The 14,311-nt window shown below is 56.0% G+C and carries 17 protein-coding genes; 7 read left to right on the plus strand and 10 right to left on the minus strand.

Features of this window, described 5'->3' with window-relative positions; genetic code table 11:
- Positions 1–56 precede the first annotated feature (56 nt).
- Entirely contained in the window at positions 57–581 is a 525-nt protein-coding gene (locus PCH05_RS15130) for a DUF1572 family protein (RefSeq protein WP_127603286.1), read from the plus strand.
- 43 nt (positions 582–624) lie between these two features.
- Here PCH05_RS15130 and PCH05_RS15135 read toward each other — a convergent pair whose 3' ends face one another.
- A complete protein-coding gene (locus tag PCH05_RS15135) occupies positions 625–864 on the minus strand; it encodes a hypothetical protein (RefSeq protein ID WP_127603288.1) in 240 nt (79 codons plus the stop codon).
- A 292-nt stretch (positions 865–1,156) separates the two neighbouring features.
- Between PCH05_RS15135 and PCH05_RS15140 the strand changes: the two genes are divergently transcribed.
- On the plus strand, positions 1,157–1,630 hold the full coding sequence (locus PCH05_RS15140; RefSeq protein WP_164766658.1) for a hypothetical protein: 474 nt from the start codon (positions 1,157–1,159) through the stop codon (positions 1,628–1,630).
- A 32-nt stretch (positions 1,631–1,662) separates the two neighbouring features.
- Here the strand turns inward: PCH05_RS15140 and PCH05_RS15145 are convergent, their stop codons facing one another.
- From PCH05_RS15145 to PCH05_RS15155, 3 genes are all read right to left on the minus strand, one after another.
- Positions 1,663–3,282 carry an NAD(P)H-hydrate dehydratase gene (locus PCH05_RS15145; RefSeq protein ID WP_127603292.1) on the minus strand — a complete coding sequence of 540 codons (1,620 nt, stop codon included), beginning with the start codon at positions 3,280–3,282 and terminating at the stop codon, positions 1,663–1,665.
- A 109-nt stretch (positions 3,283–3,391) separates the two neighbouring features.
- A complete protein-coding gene (locus PCH05_RS15150; protein WP_127603437.1) occupies positions 3,392–4,024 on the minus strand; it encodes an NAD(P)-dependent oxidoreductase in 633 nt (210 codons plus the stop codon).
- A gap of 150 nt (positions 4,025–4,174) precedes the next feature.
- Positions 4,175–4,864: a DUF421 domain-containing protein gene (locus PCH05_RS15155; protein WP_127603294.1), complete on the minus strand. Its 690-nt coding sequence runs from the start codon at positions 4,862–4,864 to the stop codon at positions 4,175–4,177.
- A 146-nt stretch (positions 4,865–5,010) separates the two neighbouring features.
- On the opposite strand from PCH05_RS15155, the gene PCH05_RS15160 reads away from it, so the two are divergent.
- Together PCH05_RS15160 and PCH05_RS15165 are read left to right on the plus strand one after the other, a co-directional pair.
- Positions 5,011–5,664: an MgtC/SapB family protein gene (locus PCH05_RS15160; RefSeq protein ID WP_127603296.1), complete on the plus strand. Its 654-nt coding sequence runs from the start codon at positions 5,011–5,013 to the stop codon at positions 5,662–5,664.
- A gap of 75 nt (positions 5,665–5,739) precedes the next feature.
- Positions 5,740–6,600, plus strand: coding sequence for a hypothetical protein (locus PCH05_RS15165; RefSeq protein ID WP_127603298.1), 861 nt, complete (start codon positions 5,740–5,742; stop codon positions 6,598–6,600).
- Between the two features lie 84 nt (positions 6,601–6,684).
- On the opposite strand, the gene PCH05_RS15170 is transcribed toward PCH05_RS15165, so the two are convergent.
- The 4 genes from PCH05_RS15170 to PCH05_RS15185 all read right to left on the minus strand — a co-directional run bounded on the left by PCH05_RS15170 (position 6,685) and on the right by PCH05_RS15185 (position 9,848).
- Positions 6,685–6,918 carry a YezD family protein gene (locus tag PCH05_RS15170; protein ID WP_127603300.1) on the minus strand — a complete coding sequence of 78 codons (234 nt, stop codon included), beginning with the start codon at positions 6,916–6,918 and terminating at the stop codon, positions 6,685–6,687.
- Between the two features lie 93 nt (positions 6,919–7,011).
- Positions 7,012–7,872, minus strand: coding sequence for a sulfate ABC transporter permease subunit CysW (gene cysW, locus PCH05_RS15175; RefSeq protein WP_127603302.1), 861 nt, complete (start codon positions 7,870–7,872; stop codon positions 7,012–7,014).
- Position 7,873: 1 nt separating this feature from the next.
- Complete coding sequence (gene cysT, locus PCH05_RS15180; protein ID WP_127603304.1) at positions 7,874–8,713, minus strand: sulfate ABC transporter permease subunit CysT; 840 nt, start codon at positions 8,711–8,713, stop codon at positions 7,874–7,876.
- A 28-nt stretch (positions 8,714–8,741) separates the two neighbouring features.
- Positions 8,742–9,848, minus strand: coding sequence for a sulfate ABC transporter substrate-binding protein (locus PCH05_RS15185; RefSeq protein WP_127603306.1), 1,107 nt, complete (start codon positions 9,846–9,848; stop codon positions 8,742–8,744).
- Between the two features lie 344 nt (positions 9,849–10,192).
- Here PCH05_RS15185 and PCH05_RS15190 point away from each other — a divergent pair, with 344 nt between their 5' ends.
- Positions 10,193–11,107, plus strand: a complete 915-nt coding sequence (locus PCH05_RS15190) for an ArsR/SmtB family transcription factor (RefSeq protein WP_127603308.1) — start codon at positions 10,193–10,195, stop codon at positions 11,105–11,107.
- A 148-nt stretch (positions 11,108–11,255) separates the two neighbouring features.
- Here the strand turns inward: PCH05_RS15190 and PCH05_RS15195 are convergent, their stop codons facing one another.
- A complete protein-coding gene (locus PCH05_RS15195; protein ID WP_127603310.1) occupies positions 11,256–12,311 on the minus strand; it encodes a lactonase family protein in 1,056 nt (351 codons plus the stop codon).
- A gap of 283 nt (positions 12,312–12,594) precedes the next feature.
- Positions 12,595–13,005 carry a DUF4395 domain-containing protein gene (locus PCH05_RS15200; RefSeq protein ID WP_127603312.1) on the minus strand — a complete coding sequence of 137 codons (411 nt, stop codon included), beginning with the start codon at positions 13,003–13,005 and terminating at the stop codon, positions 12,595–12,597.
- Between the two features lie 150 nt (positions 13,006–13,155).
- Here PCH05_RS15200 and PCH05_RS15205 point away from each other — a divergent pair, with 150 nt between their 5' ends.
- Entirely contained in the window at positions 13,156–13,521 is a 366-nt protein-coding gene (locus tag PCH05_RS15205) for a cytochrome-c oxidase (protein ID WP_127603314.1), read from the plus strand.
- Between the two features lie 182 nt (positions 13,522–13,703).
- Positions 13,704–14,285, plus strand: coding sequence for an LOG family protein (locus tag PCH05_RS15210; protein WP_127603316.1), 582 nt, complete (start codon positions 13,704–13,706; stop codon positions 14,283–14,285).
- The last annotated feature ends 26 nt before the right edge of the window (positions 14,286–14,311 follow it).

A 14,311-nucleotide genomic window follows, 5' to 3' on the forward strand; every position in this document is an offset into this window, starting at 1 on the left:
AAGAGCAATAAGATTTAACTTCAGTTCATTTTACTCATGATACGGAGGTGGCTGGATTGGACAATCCATCTAATGCACAAGACGCCGGGAGCCTATACCTGCAGGTTGCCACGGCAAAATTCAAGGAGCTGAAGCAGTCCGCGGAAAAAGCGATCGCCCAGATTTCCGACGACGTCAAGCTGAACTGGGCACCGAACGAGGAATCGAACAGCATTGCGGTCATCGTCAAGCATATCAGCGGCAACATGATTTCCCGCTGGACGGACTTCCTGACCTCGGACGGAGAGAAGCCCGGCCGGGACCGGGACGAGGAGTTCGAGGGCACGATTGAATCCAGGGAGGAGCTTCTCGCGGTATGGAATCGCGGTTGGGACGTCTTCCTGCAGACGCTGTCGGATCTGACAGGCGAAGATATGCTCCGGACAGTCTATATCCGTCAACAGCCCCATACTGTGCTGGAAGCCATCGAGCGCCAAATGTCGCATTATTCCAGCCATGTCGGACAAATCATCTATGCCGCTAAAATGATCCAGGGTGATGATTGGCAGACGCTGACCATCCCGCGGAAAAAGAAAGCCTGATACGCTGAAGCGAATCCGCAAAAAAACAGCCTCCCGGTCCGGTTCACGGCGGGGAGGCTGACTTCTGTTCTAATTGCAATTTTTGGTTCAAGTTCCGTAAGCGCCGCTTTTCTTCCCTTCTTCGTGCCTCCAGCGCTTGATGCTGATTCACCAGCACCAAGCCAAGCATCGCAATTACAATGCTGACTCCAACGATAAAAAGCATCTCTGCAGATCCGCCCGAAAAGACAAATACCAGGAAAAGAAAGAACGCTGCGCCGCAAAATATGCCGAGTCCCGCCATGAACTGCTTCACCTGCACGATCACCTCCCTTTAGTACCCTATTTGTCACTTCCCTGTCAGCAGGTTACGGATGTTTCACACGGGCTTCCCGCTTCATATTTTCCATATATTACATATATTACATATTCGTCTATAAACCTGTACATTCCTCTTCCGTTCGCTAAAAGGGTCGCTGCGGCGCTTCTTTGCAAGCTTGATCCATTCACAATTCCCAGGCCATCTCCCCGTAACCTTTTGGATGGCTGACGCTTATGCTGTAGCAAGGATGATCATGGGCAAGGAGAGAAGCATGATGATGAAACCGGAATATTCCTTTATCCAAGCCCGGCTGAAGTCGGGAAAATATACGATGAACAAGCTGGCCTCCGCCGGACTGACCCTGCTGATGCTGATGCTGCTGTCACGGGTGCTGCCCATGGCCCATACGCTTTGGGACGCCTCGAACGGGGAGCCTTTCGTTACACCGGAAGTATGGGTCTACAGCTATGCCATGCTGATTTCCATCGCTTCGGACGCGATCCTGGCCGTGCTCCCCCCGCTCAGCCGGCTGAAGCAGGCGGCCTTATATGCGGCCGCAGCCTACACGGTCTATTACTGCTTGTTTATCCGAACGCCAGAGTTTGACGGAATGGCAGAGCTCGCTGCCATCGCCGGTGTGTGCACCATTCTGGTCTTCTTCACCGGCAAGCGCCTGTTCTCCGGCGACTCCTTGTTTACGCCTCTTTTCGCGCTGATCGTTCCGCTGATCTGCCTGTTTTGCCTATAAGGTCGGCTCCGCCCACCGGAGCTTCTCCCGGCTTACAGCGCTTCGATGAGATCGCCGGCGATCAGCGAAGACATGTGTCCGCGCCGCGATGATGCCGTCTCGCCCGCCAATCCATGGAGATACACGCCATAGGCCGCGGCCTGCGGACCGGTCAGTCCCTCTGCCAGAAGGCCTGCGATGATGCCCGTCAATACATCGCCGGAGCCGCCCGTAGCCATGCCGGCGTTGCCGGTCATGTTCACGTAAGCGGTTCCGTCCGGCGCGGCAATGACGGTTCTCGCCCCTTTGAGCACCAACGTGACCTGTTGCTCCGTTGCATACTTCACCGCGGCGGACATCCGGTCGCGCTGTACCTCCTGCGTGGACATGCCGGTTAAACGCGCCATTTCCCCTGGATGCGGGGTTAGTACCGTATCGGCCTGGCGCGACTTCCACGCGGATATATCCTTGCAGTCCGCGAGCATGTTCAAGGCGTCCGCGTCCACCACAAGCGGACATTCCGCCTGTTCCCAAATGCGGCGCAGCCAGCGTCCATCCCCTTCAAAACGGCCAAGACCGGGTCCTGCGGCCAGGGAATCGCGGCTGGCCGCCAGCTCCAGCAAAGACGCGGCCGACCCTTCATCCCAGTCCCCGCCGCTCGCGGGGGCAAGCATGATTTCCGGGGCCGCGCCGGCCATATGCGGCAGCAGCGGCGCCGGCAGCGCCCAGGTGACGAGCCCGCTGCCGGCACGCAGCGCAGCGCGGCTGCACAGCAGGCCCGCGCCGCTCATGCGCGGGCTCCCGGCCGCCACAAGCACGTGGCCATACGTGCCTTTGTGGCCGTCCGGCGAGCGGCGGCGCGCCGTATCCACGCGCAGGCGGCCGCGCAGCACGTCTTCGGTCAGCAGGAAAGCCAGGCCCTCCTGCTGACCGCATAGCTCCGAGGGTATGCCGATGGAGCGTACCACCACCTCCCCGGCGGCTTCCGCGCCGGGGAACTGCGTCAAGCCTCGCTTCAGGAACGCGAGGCTTACGGTCAGCCGCGCCGCGATGCATGGCCGGCTGACTTCACCGGTGTCGGCGGATATCCCGCTCGGGATATCCGCCGACACGATCGTTTTGCCGCTGGCGTTGGCTGCGGCAATCATGTCCGCATACGCGCCGCGGGGTTCCCCGTGCGCGCCTGTCCCCAGCAGGGCATCCACGATGCCCGTGCAGGCGGCATAGTCCACGGCATCCCGGCCGTGGACAAGCAAGGGGATGCCCAGCCTTGCGGCAGCGTCCCGCTGCAGGGCTGCATCCCCTTGCAGCTGCTCCGGCGGCAGGGCGTACGCCACCGTCACGCCGATGCCGGCCTCGCGCAGATAGCGGGCGGCAACCAGTCCGTCGCCGCCGTTATTCCCCTTGCCGGCCAGAATGAGCCAATGCTCCCGCTCCGGATGCGCAAGCGCCAGCGCTTCGTCTGCGCGGATCACGCCGCGGAGATCTCCCTCCATCCCCGTGTCCGCTCGAAGCTTCCCTGCCGCCGTGCCGCTGCGTTCCCGGCACAGCCGAATGACTTCCTCCGCGATCGCTTTGCCCGCATTCTCCATCAAAGCCATCGAGGGTATGCCGATTTCCTCGATGGTGCGGAGATCCAGCTCCCGCATTTGCGCTGAGGTCACGATGTACATGTTTTCTCCCCCTCTTTTTCATAAATGTATGCTGCTGCTGTGTATGCAAAAGGCAGCGCCGCACGTCTCTTTCGTGCGGCAGCTGCCCTTTGCTGTACATCCCAGATGCTTAATAAGCCGCCGTAAAACGGGAGCTCACAAAATACGGGTCTTCCATCTCATCAATCAGCGCCGCCGCCAAATCTCCCGTCGTAATCCGGCTTACCCCAAGTTCATCCGTGATCAAACGGTCGATCCCGATGCGGAAATTCCCGCTGCGGCGTCCGTCCTCCAGCACGGATGCCGGGCTGAGATAGGTCCATTCCAGATCGGACTGGCTGTAAATTTCGTAGGCGTCGGCATGAGCCTTCGCCAACGGATAGACCTCTGCCGGGAAGGAAGGCGTATCCATCAGACGGACGCCTTCATCGGTCATCAGGCTGCCCGCGCCGCCAACCACCAGCAGCCGCTCGGCCCCGGAACGGCGTACGCCCTCGACCAGAGAACGGGCGGCCTCCAGCAGCTCCGCTTCGGAGCCGAATTTCGGACCGTACGCGCTGATCACCGCCTCACGTCCGCGCGTATGCTCTTCCACCGATGCCGGATCCAAAATGTCTCCCTGCACCACATGCAGGCGTTCATGCTTTTCTGTCAGCTTCGAAACATCGCGTACCACGGCTGTCACCTCATGCTCGCGGCTCAGCGCTTCCTTCAGGATGGCTTGTCCAACGGTACCGGTTGCACCAAAAATCGTTATATTCATAGGGTGAATGGTTTCTGTCATGAAATAAATCTCCTCTTGTCTATTTTTCCATAGTCCTGTGCACCTGTTCATTCCGTGCGTACTTCTATATTACCCGCAAATGCCCTTCCCTGCCCGCAAAATGTTGAATTATGATCCGCATTCGGCAATTTATGCGTAATTACGCTTATGCTCCAGCACGTATAAGCCCCGTCCCTCCTGCCATTCCGCATAGGCGATCGCTTCCAGATCGTCATACCCGTTTTGCCGGAGCTGCCGCTTCAGCCATAGGCTGTCCTTGCCGATGGCTTTCAGGCCATCCTCATTGATCCGGCCGTTTTCCAGCAGATTGTACGTCAGCCCCGGATCATCCTTTGCCAGACCCAGATCGGATTTTTGCATCGCCTCGTACTCGCTGTTTTTCATCACGCTCAGCGAACCGTTTGTCTCGAAAATGGCATAGGAAACCTCCCGCACGGAAAAAATATCCTTCTGACGCAGCATCATCAGCAGCTGCTCGAAGTCCAGGCGGTTTCTCTTCATTTCCAGGACATCCACCTGCCCGTTGCGGATGAGAATGGAAGGCGAGCCTTCCAGCGGCCCGCGGGTTTTCCTGGCATATTGGGTTACTTTTTCAAATACATAAGATAAAATAAACCATACAGCCAGTGAAAACAAAAGCTGGCCCAAGTGAACGTCTTCCTGATATACGGTATTGCCCACCAGCTCGCTCAGCATGAGCGAAGACACAAAATCAAAGGGAGTCAGCTGGGAAATCTCTTTTTTGCCCAAACATCGCGTCATGATCCACAGACCGAGAAAACCGGCAATCAGCTTGACTGAAATCATTCCCATATCCATTGCAAAGCCTCCCTGGCAAGTCCTTTTGTTATCTATTTACCCACCGGTGCCAAAGGTTGAAAAACGCCCTTCCCTTGCAATCGGAGAAAATGGGTAATAAATCAGGAAATCTTTCGCATGGTTTTGTTTAAGGAGCTGATGAATGCATGATTGCAGAGTACATCATCCGACTGGCGGTGGCCGGGCTGCTTGGCGCCGTCATCGGTTTGGAGCGTGAACTGAGAGCCAAGGAGGCCGGGCTCAGAACCCATTTTCTCGTTGCCGTCGGCAGCGCGCTCATTATGCTGGTATCGCAGTACGGCTTTGCCCAGGTACTGGATCATGATCATATCGCGCTGGATCCCAGCCGGATTGCGGCCCAGGCGGTGAGCGGCATCGGCTTTCTCGGGGCGGGCATGATCATCATCGAGCGAAAAATGGTGCGCGGCCTCACGACCGCCGCGGGCGTGTGGGCAACCTCAGGCATCGGCCTGACCATCGGCTCAGGCATGTATGCGGCTGGCATCAGCGCCACCATCCTCGTCATGATCGGGCTGGAGCTGCTCAGCATGATTTTCAAAACCGGCCGCTCCATTAACATTTCCTTTGAGCTGGAGGATAAGGAATCGGTGCAGCCGATCCTGAAATCGCTTGCGGCCCGGAAAATTTTCATCTCCTCCTACGAGATGGAGGAAATCGCCGAAAGACCCGGCGTCTTCCTTCTCAAAATCGAGGGGAAGGCCAAGCATAACGGCACCCTGCAGGAGCTGCTCGGCGATTTGGATCATCTGCCGCATATTTTGTCCGCCAAGCTTGAATAAACGGTTCATTCGAAATATTGAAATCCGGACGCTGTTATGCAATAGTGAAAACAAAAGCGATGAAGGAGGAGTGCGGTGTTGTACCTTGCGGCTTGGATTAATGCAAATGATATTTCCGATACGCAGTCCAGAATCATCGTCACGGGCCTTGCGGTCATCCTTTTTCTATGGCTGTACCTGCGTACTGCCCGTTCCTTCAAAAACGCAGCCTCAGCCCGGCTGGACCGGCTTCATCAAACACTGGAGCTGTACTCGCGGGCTGCCGGCAGGCTGGCCAGCGAACCGGCGGCAGAGCTGCCGGACGAGCATGACACGGAGCCTTTGATACTGCTGCTGCAGCAGTGCAAGGCTGCTCCGTTGATTACCGCCGGTCTCTTGGAAAGCATCGATGCCTATATCAAGGAGCCGGACACTTCCCGCCATATTCAGCTCCAGCGGGCGCTTGACCGGGAGATCGCCCTGCGCATTGCCGAGCAGTCCTCCATTATCAGGTCGCTTGACAATCCCGGCTGGGGCATCGGCTTCTGGAAGCTGATCCGCCCGGCTGTTCCTTTCGCAGCCCTGATGCTGATCCTGTACTGGTGCCTGCAGCTGTACCAAGCGTTTCACGAACAGAATATCCAGGCTTTATCCTGGACAAGCGCCGAGCTTTGGCTGCGATTCGTGTCCTGCCTGGCTGCCGTCATTGCGTTCTGTCTGGCCGTCATGACCCCGAGAAAGGATTCTGCCAAGACCGTCCACCGCGTACTGGCATTGATCATCGCCGCTGCCGCGGTCGCACATACGGCTGGTCTAACCGCCGCTCCTTACATATTCGCTGTTCAGCTTATTCTTTTTATCGCAGGGTTCGCCGTTCACCCGAAACGCTCGAGACGACGCGAGCGCCCTTACGCCGGTTCAGCGGAGCTGCTGGAAGAATCTGAAGAAGAAAAATAAATAACCCGTTGATGGATATCCATCAACGGGTTTTGCTTGTTCCCGATCCCCTGCACCTGTCCGTTCAGGAATGAAAGCGGCTGATCAAGGGCGCCGGTGGTCCTGGGCAGCCTTCTTCAGATCCTGCCGGGTTCTGGCTGATATTCCCGTCTTGGCTGTTTTGGCAGGGACATTTTCGAAGCGCTTCCGCTCGGTCCGTTCCATCTGTACGATTTGCCCTTCATGCACGACGATATGCAGAGAGCCGAATTCCATGTCGTTTAATTGGCCTGCTATCCGCTCAAGCCATAACTGATCCACCTGGAGTCCTTTAGCCATGACGCAGCCTCCTTTGTTAAGCCGATTTATTCATCCTTTTCCAACCAGTTTACTGTGATTTGTACCTACCTTATCATGCCGGGAAAAAGGCTGTCAATGCGCATTTTTCCGCGCATAGAAGCTTTTAATGAGCAGCGTGGCCAAGGCCAGCAGCAGCAGCAATGAAGCCACAGCAAATGAAGCGGAAAACTGATATTCGTTGTATAAAATTTCAACATGCAGCGGCAGCGTATTCGTTTCTCCCCGAATATGGCCGGACACGACGGAGACGGCGCCGAATTCCCCCATCGCTCTCGCGTTGCACAGGATAATGCCGTAAATCAGGCCCCAACGGATATTCGGCAGCGTTACGCGCGTGAATACCGTCCAGCCCTTCGCCCCCAGCGTGATCGCGGCTTCCTCTTCCTGCTGCCCCTGATCCTCCATCAGCGGGATCAGCTCCCGGGCCACGAAGGGAAACGTTACGAACAGCGTCGCCAGCACGACACCGGGAACCGCATAAATGATTTTGATGTCATGATCAGCCAGCCAGGGTCCGAACCAACCGTTCGCGCCGAAGACGAGCACGAATATCAGCCCGCCGATGACCGGCGAAACCGCAAACGGGAGATCGATCAGCGTCACCAGGATGCCCTTGCCCCTGAATTTGAACTTGGTCATGGCCCAAGCCGCCGCGATGCCAAAAATCGTGTTCAGCGGGACAGTAATCAGCGCCACGAGCAGCGTGAGCTTCAGTGCCGAAAGGGCATCCGGATCCGATAAGGCGCTGAGGTAAACATCCCAGCCCTTCTTCAGCGCCTGCGTGAGAACCACGGCAAGCGGAAGCACGATCAGCCATAGGAGTACCAAGGCAGCCGCCCCGATGAGCAGCCACTTCACCCATGGCGCTTCCGCTGCCGCCGGCCGGGAACGCACCGGCCGAACCGCCGCTGCGCCAGGTATACTTGCCGCCATATTATACCGCCTCCTTTTTCCGGCTTGACCACCGCTGCAGCGAATTGATCACCAGCAGCATCAGAAAGGAAATGAGCAGCAGCAGGACGGCCACGGCCGCCGCTCCCGCATAATCATACTGCTCCAGCTTGGACATGATGAGCAGCGGAGCAATTTCCGTTTTCATCGGCATATTGCCCGATATGAACACAACCGAGCCGTACTCGCCGATGCCTCGGGCAAAGGCAAGCGCAAAGCCCGTCAACAGAGGCGGCACGAGCCCGGGAAGTATGATGGAACGAAAGGTCCGGAATCGGCCTGCGCCGAGCGTGGCGGATGCCTCCTCGGCATCCCGCTCGGCATCCTGGAGTACTGGCTGCAGCGTCCGTACCACGAACGGCAGGCCGATGAACATGAGCGCCAGCGTGATCCCCAGCTGTGAGAAGGCCGCTTTGATTCCGAGCGGCGCCAGCAGAGAGCCGATCCAGCCGTTCGGAGCATATAATGCCGTCAGCGACACCCCTGCCACCGCCGTCGGCAGCGCAAACGGCAAATCGATCAGCGCATCGCACAGCCTTCTCCCCGGAAATTCGTAGCGTACCAGGACCCAAGCCAACAGCAGTCCCAGCAACGCATCGATCAATGCGGCGGCTGCTGACGTCGTAAAGCTGATCCGGTAGGATGCCAGCACGCGCGGATCCGTCGCAACCTGCCAGAATTTAGCCCAGTTCAGCCCCGTTGAATTGATCAACAGGGCGGACAGCGGCAGGAGTACGACAAGGCTTAAGTAAGCAACCGTATATCCCATTGTAAGGCCGAAGCCGGGAAGTACCCGGCTCCGGCCAGCTTTTGTTTGGCTCATCCGATCTCAACTCCCCTGCTTGCCTGCATTATTTGCCCGGCGTATAGATCTGGTCGAATACGCCGCCGTCCTGGAAATGCTTCGCCTGCGTTTCGTCCCACGTGCCGAAGACATCCTTCAGCGTAAACAGCGGAATCGATTTGAATGTATCCTTGAACTGGTCCTGCACGCTCGCCAGCGTCGGGCGGTAGAAGTTTTCGGCGGCTATTTTTTGTCCTTCCTCCGAGTACAAATATTTGAGATAGGCTTCCGCTACTTCACGCGTGCCTTTCTTGTCTACGACTTTATCCACGACCGCCACGGGCGGCTCCGCCAAAATGCTGATGGACGGGTACACGATGTCGAATTTGTCGGGACCGAGCTCCTTGACGGAGAGCAGTGCCTCATTCTCCCAAGCCAGCAGTACGTCCCCGATGCCCCGCTCCACGAAGGTCGTCGTCGCTCCGCGGGCTCCCGTATCCAGTACGGGCACATGCTTGAACAGCTCTTTGACGAATTCCTTCGCCTTCTCCTCATCGTTGTTGTTCTGCTTCAGGGCATATCCCCATGCGGCGAGGTAGTTCCAGCGCGCTCCGCCCGACGTCTTCGGATTCGGCGTGATGACCTGCACATCGCCTTTAATCAAATCGTTCCAGTCCTTGATCTGCTTCGGATTGCCTTTACGCACCAGAAATACGATCGTCGAATTGTACGGCGTGCTGTTAAGGTCGAATTTATTTTGCCAGCCCTCATTGATCAGCCCTTTTTTCTGGATGGCGTCGATATCATAACCCAGCGCGAGCGTCACGACGTCAGCCTCCAGCCCGTCGATGACCGAGCGGCTCTGCGCGCCGGAGCCCCCGTGGGATTGCTTGATTGTGACCTTTTGTCCTTTTTCTTTTTCCCAATAGGCGGCAAACGCCTTGTTATATTTTTCGTACAGTTCCCGCGTCGGGTCATACGATACGTTCAACAGCTCGACGGCTTTGGCGTCGCTGCTCTTTTTCGTTTCCGTGCCTGGGCTCTTTCCTTCCGCCGATGCGCCGCTTTCGCTTTTGCTCCCGCATGCCGCGAGCGCCGCCGTCAGAAGCAGCACCAATCCAATCAAGGCCCCCCGTCTTGCCGTCTGGATCCCCTTATTCCTTGTCTTTGCCATGTCTCCCACTCCCTTTTTCAAATTTGAATCCTACCCCTCGCCCTAAATATCCAACAAAAAAACGGAGAACCCCCTGTCCCAAGAATACGGCGGCCCGATGCGGGCACAGCTATCCTTCGGCTGCAGAAGTTCCTCCGTTTGTACGGCGAGAACAATGTCATGTTTCTGCTATTATTCCTACCTGTTTAGTGTGTTATAATCGTATTGTAATCATGACCTATGCCCTCGTCAATCCTTTTTTAGGAAATCGCTGGATTATCCAATCAAAACTTGGTTCATAATGGCAAACCATTATATAATCTGAAGTGTAGGTCTCATTTTTTAACCCTGAATGGAGGCTTGTCATGGAACTGGATACGACAACCACGTCCCTTCCCGTCTATGAAGCTCTGGCCAGCAGCGTAAGGCTGAATATCCTTCAGCTACTATCCAGGCGGCAGATGAATGTTCGCGAGCTGGCGGAAGCCCTCGGTCTGAGCAGCGCCATCATGACTATGCATGTCAAAAAGCTGGAGAAAGCCCGGTTGATCACAACCCGCATGGCTCCCGGCAATGGCGGAGTGCAAAAAATATGCACCCTATCCGCCGAAAAAATCGAGATTACCATCCCGGCGTCCCCTGGTCCTCACCGCCAATTTCACAAAACGGAGGTTTCCGTCGGTCATTATACCGATTTTGAACTGGGACCCTCCTGCGGAATTGCAACTTTAGAGCATACCATCGGGGAATATAACGAACCCAGATACTTCTGGTATCCCGAACGCGTCCAGGCCAAAATGCTCTGGTTCAGCAGCGGGTATATCGAGTACAAGGTTCCCAACTTTCTGCTCGGCAGCCAGATTCCCGAGGAGCTGGAAATTACCTTTGAGCTGTCAACGGTACTCCCTTTCCAGCCTGATACGGATTCGGCCGGCGTCGTCTTTTCCTTTAACGGCACCCGGCTCGGCGAATGGTCCGGCCAAAAATACCAAGGCCCCGGCCGCGGGCTCTATACCCCCGCCTGGTGGACGGATCCTGCAAGCCAATGCGGCTTGCTGAAGACGCTCCGGATCAACCCAAACGGCACCTTTATGGATGCAAAAAAGATTTCCGGCGTCACGATCGCGGATCTTCCCATCCGGGACAAGCAGTGGACCTTCCGCATGGCCGTTCCCGGGCAAAGCAGCAGCCATACCGGCATTGCTTTGTTCGGCAGAGGCTTCGGCAATCATCAACAGGACCTGCTGTTTCAGCTGTATTACTCCGAGCAGAAAGCTTAAGCTTCACCCGTTTAGGATGTCAGGTTCAAACTCCTGACGGCTTCTATCGTGAACGCCTGCCTGCGCCTTGTATCCGGCAGCGTTCCAAACGCGCAAAAGCAGCCTCCGCATCATGCAGGGGCTGCTTTTGTGTTAGATCAGGCTCGGTCTAGTGCTTGCACGGCGTCACCGGCACGATGCACACAGGCTTCGGCACTTCCAGCACATAGCCGGTCGGCGTCAATCTGCCGCTTGCCTTATCGATTTTATAAGATACGATCGTGCTGCTGTTCTGGTTGGCCGCCAACAGGTATCCGCCTTTGAATACCGCGAAGTTCCGCGGCGTCTTGCCGTTCGTGGACACCCACTCCACCGCAGTCAGCAGGCCCGTCTCCGCATCGACATGATAGAGCCCGATGCTGTCATCACTCCGGTTCGAAGCGTACAGGAATCGTCCGCATGGCGTGATATGAATATCCGCGCTTGCGCTTCCCGATGCAGCGCCTTCCGGCAGGGTCGACAGTGTCTGCAGAATCTTCAGATCGCCTGCCTGCGCATCCAGCGCATACACGTTCACCGTATCGTCCAGCTCGTTGATTCCATAAGCCCACTTGCCGGACGGATGAAAATCGAAATGGCGTGGTCCCGCGCCGGGAGCCGTCTTCACGGTATGATGCGATACGAGCTTGCCTTCCTCCAGACGGTAAAAGACGATTTCGTCCAGCCCCAGATCGCACACGAGCACGTACTTCCCTTCCGGGTCTTGGAATACGGAGTGCGGATGGGCAGCTTCCTGCCGATCCTTATTAATGCTGCTTCCGCTGTGCAAGGCGACGCTGGCCGGCTCCAGCTCCCCGCCTTCCAGAACCTTGTAGGCGTTGACGTGGCCGCTTGAATAATTCGCTACGAGCACATGGCTGCCGTCCCGGGTCAATGAAATGTAGCATGGTGCCGCGCCCTGCGTCGGTTTGCGGTCCAGCAGATGCAGCTCCCCCGTTTCCCCGTCCACGGCGTAGGCGAATACTTCGCCTTCATCGGTTTCGCTGACAGCGTATAAACGGTCCCTGTCCGCATTCAAGGCCAGATAAGATGCGTTCGCGATGCCGTCCATGCCGTTTACGATTTCCATTTGTCCGCTATGTAAGTCCAAGGAGCACAGGAATATCCCCTGTTCATCCGCTCCGGTGTAAGTACCGGTATAAAACAAGCTTTTCTGATCACTCATCCGTATCCGCTCCTTCGTTTTCTAATGGGCTGCCCGTGTTAAGAATTTGTCTGTTAGTTTCTACAATAAAGGTTTACATCTATTCAGGCAATGCCAACTTGCCATATGGAAGCCTCAACCCGCGATAGGCGGCTCTTTTATTCTATTACCCGCTGCTGGCATCCTTTCCCCACGCTCGTACAGGCCGCCTCCTTTTTACGCATACGGTTTTACACATAAGGCAAAAAGGCACGACCCATGCGGTATGCGCAGGGTCGTGCCGATATGTCGAACACCAGAGGCTTTAATGACGAAGCTTTCTTCTGGCCTTGAACTGCTTGTATTGAAAATAGACCGTACAGCCGATGCAGTATCCGCAAAGGGCCGCAAACGCGGCAAGAAACAGCATGGCGGCGAACACGTAGCCCGCAACCGGCAGCTGCGCCAAAAATGACAACAGCGACAGCGTCAGAAAAATGACAGCCAGCGTATTGTTGAACCGCTGCAGCTCCTGAGCCTGCGTAGGTGCTCCTTCGACTTTTAAAAAAGGCTTCGCCAGCAGCACAAACCCATTTTTGCCGGTCAGAAGACCCAGCACCTGAATCAGCCACAGCACAAGCAGAATATACGGCTGGTTAAACACCGCGGTTAAAATCACGAACAGGACGATTCCGGTCTGATTCGCTTTGACATACGGCTCGGGAATTTCCTTCATGAAAGAACACCCCTTTCTTCACATCCACTATATTATATTATTCCTATGAGTTCAATATGAATTAGCGCAGAAATTTTACTGCACAAGCCGTCATACTCCCTCCATCCCTACAATATGGTTAACAGAAGCTATTTAAAGGAGGAGTTCGATTTGGGAATCAAGTTGATTAAAATCGCCTCTGTGTACCTCGTCATCGGGATTTTATTCGGCATGTTCATGTCCATCACGCACAAATTCGGCTACGCTTCCGTGCATGCGCATATTAATCTGCTCGGCTGGGCGTCGCTCGCGCTGTCCGGCATCATTTATTACCTGTTTCCGAACGCGGGAGATCACCTGCTCGCGAAAGTGCATTTTTGGCTGCATAATATCGGGCTGCCGGTCATGATGATCGGCCTCATTCTGTACGTGAACGAAGTCGCCCACGTGGAGCCGGTCATCGCGACGGGAGGGGTGCTGGTCACGATTGGCATCCTGACGTTTATGGTCAACGTTCTGCAGAACGTAAAGCGCTGACGCCACATATATCCAAGCTTCAGGCTCTGCCTGCGCAGGGCCTTTTTGCATGGTTAAACCCTATATTTTTACAATGAAAATAAAAAGCATGCGATCCGGTTAACCCTCCTCCTTTCCGTCTAGGATATAATAGAATAGCGTCATGGACAGTTAGAGAACTCATTTGCGAGGAGGAACAGAGAGTGAAATCGGTAGCTGTATTTTGCGGATCAAGCACCGGGGCATCTCCCGTTTATGTGGAAGGCGCCAAGCAGCTCGGCAAAGAGCTTGCCCGGCGCGGCATTACGCTGGTGTATGGAGGATCGAGCGTTGGCGTGATGGGGGCCGTAGCGGATTCGGTCCTGGCGGCAGGCGGACAGGTTATCGGGGTGATGCCCGGATTTTTGGACAAAAGGGAGATTTCCCACAAGCATTTGACGGAGCTCATCATCGTAGAATCCATGCATGAGCGCAAGGCCAAAATGGCCGAGCTCGCCGAAGGCTTCATGACCCTTCCGGGCGGCCCCGGCACGATGGAGGAATTTTTCGAGGTGTTCACCTGGGCCCAGCTGGGACTTCACCGCAAGCCGCTCGGGTTCCTGAACATCAATCGGTATTACGATCCTCTGCTCGCCTTCTTTCAGCATATGGGACGTGAGCAGTTTATCCATGAGAAATACCTTACGATGTCCCTTGTTGACACGGACCCCGGCCGCCTGCTGGATCAATTCGAATCCTACGAGCCGCCGGCCGTGAAGACCTTCTTGAGACCGGATCAGACCTGATAGCAACCTATAAGAAACAGACCGGC

This window comes from Paenibacillus chibensis, assembly GCF_004001045.1.
Lineage (GTDB): Bacteria > Bacillota > Bacilli > Paenibacillales > Paenibacillaceae > Paenibacillus_AQ > Paenibacillus_AQ chibensis.

Excerpts from the sequence above, each read along its gene's own strand:
- PCH05_RS15135 (WP_127603288.1), bottom strand. The coding sequence starts at position 864 with ATGGCGGGACTCGGCATATTTTGCGGCGCAGCGTTCTTTCTTTTCCTG.
- PCH05_RS15140 (WP_164766658.1), top strand. The coding sequence starts at position 1,157 with ATGATGAAACCGGAATATTCCTTTATCCAAGCCCGGCTGAAGTCGGGA.
- PCH05_RS15145 (WP_127603292.1), bottom strand. The coding sequence starts at position 3,282 with ATGTACATCGTGACCTCAGCGCAAATGCGGGAGCTGGATCTCCGCACC.
- PCH05_RS15150 (WP_127603437.1), bottom strand. The coding sequence starts at position 4,024 with ATGAATATAACGATTTTTGGTGCAACCGGTACCGTTGGACAAGCCATC.
- PCH05_RS15155 (WP_127603294.1), bottom strand. The coding sequence starts at position 4,864 with ATGGATATGGGAATGATTTCAGTCAAGCTGATTGCCGGTTTTCTCGGT.
- PCH05_RS15160 (WP_127603296.1), top strand. The coding sequence starts at position 5,011 with ATGATTGCAGAGTACATCATCCGACTGGCGGTGGCCGGGCTGCTTGGC.
- PCH05_RS15170 (WP_127603300.1), bottom strand. The coding sequence starts at position 6,918 with ATGGCTAAAGGACTCCAGGTGGATCAGTTATGGCTTGAGCGGATAGCA.
- cysW (WP_127603302.1), bottom strand. The coding sequence starts at position 7,872 with ATGGCGGCAAGTATACCTGGCGCAGCGGCGGTTCGGCCGGTGCGTTCC.
- cysT (WP_127603304.1), bottom strand. The coding sequence starts at position 8,713 with ATGAGCCAAACAAAAGCTGGCCGGAGCCGGGTACTTCCCGGCTTCGGC.
- PCH05_RS15185 (WP_127603306.1), bottom strand. The coding sequence starts at position 9,848 with ATGGCAAAGACAAGGAATAAGGGGATCCAGACGGCAAGACGGGGGGCC.
- PCH05_RS15190 (WP_127603308.1), top strand. The coding sequence starts at position 10,193 with ATGGAACTGGATACGACAACCACGTCCCTTCCCGTCTATGAAGCTCTG.
- PCH05_RS15195 (WP_127603310.1), bottom strand. The coding sequence starts at position 12,311 with ATGAGTGATCAGAAAAGCTTGTTTTATACCGGTACTTACACCGGAGCG.
- PCH05_RS15200 (WP_127603312.1), bottom strand. The coding sequence starts at position 13,005 with ATGAAGGAAATTCCCGAGCCGTATGTCAAAGCGAATCAGACCGGAATC.